The 2,361-nt window shown below is 38.9% G+C and carries 3 protein-coding genes; all 3 read left to right on the top strand.

The window, feature by feature from the left end; translation table 11 throughout:
• Positions 1-174 precede the first annotated feature (174 nt).
• The 3 genes from LU351_RS20275 (at position 175) to LU351_RS20265 (ending at position 2,237) form a co-directional block, all read left to right on the top strand.
• Entirely contained in the window at positions 175-1,032 is an 858-nt protein-coding gene (locus LU351_RS20275; protein WP_232595907.1) for a hypothetical protein, read from the top strand.
• A 2-nt stretch (positions 1,033-1,034) separates the two neighbouring features.
• The gene (locus tag LU351_RS20270) at positions 1,035-1,694 is read left to right on the top strand and encodes a hypothetical protein (RefSeq protein ID WP_232595906.1); all 660 of its coding nucleotides are present in this window, start codon (positions 1,035-1,037) and stop codon (positions 1,692-1,694) included.
• An 81-nt stretch (positions 1,695-1,775) separates the two neighbouring features.
• Positions 1,776-2,237 (top strand): hypothetical protein, encoded by a 462-nt coding sequence (locus LU351_RS20265; protein ID WP_232595905.1) that lies wholly within the window; start codon positions 1,776-1,778, stop codon positions 2,235-2,237.
• The last annotated feature ends 124 nt before the right edge of the window (positions 2,238-2,361 follow it).

The raw sequence follows: 2,361 nt of genomic DNA, 5'->3' as shown, positions 1-2,361 counted from the left end.
TGAGTGCTAAGTCAAAACGTAACAAGTTTGTCCATTTGACGTTTTTGTCTACGCTCCGTTTTGGAGTGGCTACGCCACATTGCCCCAAAACTCCACTACAACAAAAACGCAAATGACAAAGGCGTTACATGCCTATGGCTAAGTCATTATCGGAATCATATATAGGGAGTAATTGTGAGTCTTGTTCAAATTCATTTTGATGGTGATATAGCTGTCAACCACCAAGTAAGTATGAGAACCCTTGGTAAAACGCTAACGCATTTGCAAAATTCGATGGATAGAGCCTACTTAGAGCAGCATTATGGGCAGCTATGGAAGTTTGCAAAAATGCGACAGGAGTTTTACTCAGAGGTTGAGCTGCTTGTACAAGAGCCTAAAGAAGGTGGCTATGTACTAGATTTCTTATCGTCAAACCCTGTAACCAAGGCCGTTATAAACCGAGTTTCTAGTGCTGTTAATGGTGCTGTCGAAGCTTCAAAGCAAGCAGGTTTGGACAAAGCAACTAAAATAGAAGACTCACTAAGCACTAGGATCACTCAAGTTGAAAGTGGAATTCTTGTCCCAAAAGACCTGCAGACGATGATAGATAACCCGGATGCATCAGTCATAAGGCGATATGGAGATCGTGCGATTTCTAGAGAAATCGATCAAATACTGTCAATCATTAGAGCTGGGCACGCAGGAGATAGCACTTTTGAGCTTTTTTTAAGCGGAGATAAATCTGCTAAATTTGAATTTAATAAAGAGTCTGCTGGAAGGTTCCATTCAACCGTTTCTCGCAGAGAGCTAGGTGAGCCAGTACTCTACACTGCAACAATATCATCACTAGATCGGCATAATAACAACGGAAAAATTTACAATTTAATAACCGAAAAAGTTGCCAACATTCATTTTTTCAATGAAGACTTTCTTGAGATGGCAATGCCTTTTTTTCAAGAGAAAAAAGAAATGGTTTTTGTGGGTTCTCCATTAATAGAATACGGTGCATTTGATCCAAATGCTGGTGATATCTACTTTATCAAATTGGCATAATTATGGATGAACTGGCGAAGGCGGTACAAAAAAAATATATTGAAGATATAACCAAGAAGTACCCGCTTCATCGTTTCCTTGTTATGTTTATGGTGATAATTTCATTATATATTTACTCCAAGGGTGATGACGTTCGAGTACTATCTGAGCTACAGAATATAAAGTTAAGCTTTATCTTTGATTTTAAAAAAGGCTTGCTTGCTTCAGTTGATTTCGAGCAATTGGTTATTGCTATTTTTGTGTCGGGGATTATTGGTTACATATATTCCAAAGTTAGTAGTGTGTCATTCAATTTGCTGACGAAAGCATCTTCTTTTGATTCTTATATATCCCAAATCAAAGAGAAAGTTGATTCAAAAAAATCACAAGAGGAGGTTTTGAATTACTTTCTTGCTAAAGATGTTTCGAAAGAGCTTGAGGGGTTGAGAGTGAAACTGAAATCTTTTCATACCAGTTCTGAAGTGTTTCTTGTTGCTGCATTAATTATAGGGTGGGGATGGGATTCTAATAATTACTTTGATTGGCTTTTAGTTTTGGTTCTGATGGTGACTATTTTTTCAAACATTTGGAAAGCTTTTCAATTCTATATTTCTGATTTTTTACCTTACTATATAACGGAACAAACATTGTTGGGGGCGACTGTTGACTTTGGTGATAAATAGGCATGTAACAAGTCACTCCACACGGAAATTTTACTCGCTACGCTCCCAAAATTCCGGTGAGTGAAGCGTTAAGTTTAAAACATGACAATGCACGAAGATTACGAAGGATATACAAAAGAATCTAGTAAGCTTCTCCCAAAGCTGGAAGGAGCCACCCTGCATACCGTCTTGATCAATGTGGTAGATCCAGAATTTAACGTAGTTTACCTTGGTACTTCGGAAGGAGTTTTTGCGCTGCAGGGGGAAGTTGGCGGCGAATATCTTGGTGTTCGTGAATGTCCCGATTTACCTGAAATTACAAATCAAGACGGCTACATTATCTGCAAGCATCAACCCTTTGAGCAATTTGTCGGCAAAACCATCGTACAAGCTAGGCAAATAGGCGACGTCTGGAATGGTCACGGATACGAACTGGCATTCTCCGGCGAAGAAAATCATACGATGATTGTTCAGTCCATTTATTGTGGCGTAGCGCCTAAGGAACTCAGTGACTGCCTTCGTCTCGGAGTTGGAATTTATGAGAATCAATGGGCAAAAACTTAACAAATAAGAATAAGTGTCGTTAGCCGACACTTATTTGGTTGTTGAACGAGCCCGGTGTCTTCTATTTATAGGAAATAAATTCGGCGAGAGTAATCTTTAAAGCGTTTGCATGTGGTAAACCATT

The organism is Marinibactrum halimedae (assembly GCF_021234875.1).
In the GTDB taxonomy this organism is placed as follows: Bacteria; Pseudomonadota; Gammaproteobacteria; order Pseudomonadales; family Cellvibrionaceae; genus Marinibactrum; species Marinibactrum halimedae.
The sequence above is the reverse complement of the archived record's forward strand: the minus strand, read 5'-3'. Positions and strand labels throughout refer to the sequence as shown.

Coding starts and splice junctions, on each gene's coding strand:
- LU351_RS20270 (WP_232595906.1), top strand. CDS start 1,035: ATGGATGAACTGGCGAAGGCGGTACAAAAAAAATATATTGAAGATATA.
- LU351_RS20265 (WP_232595905.1), top strand. CDS start 1,776: ATGACAATGCACGAAGATTACGAAGGATATACAAAAGAATCTAGTAAG.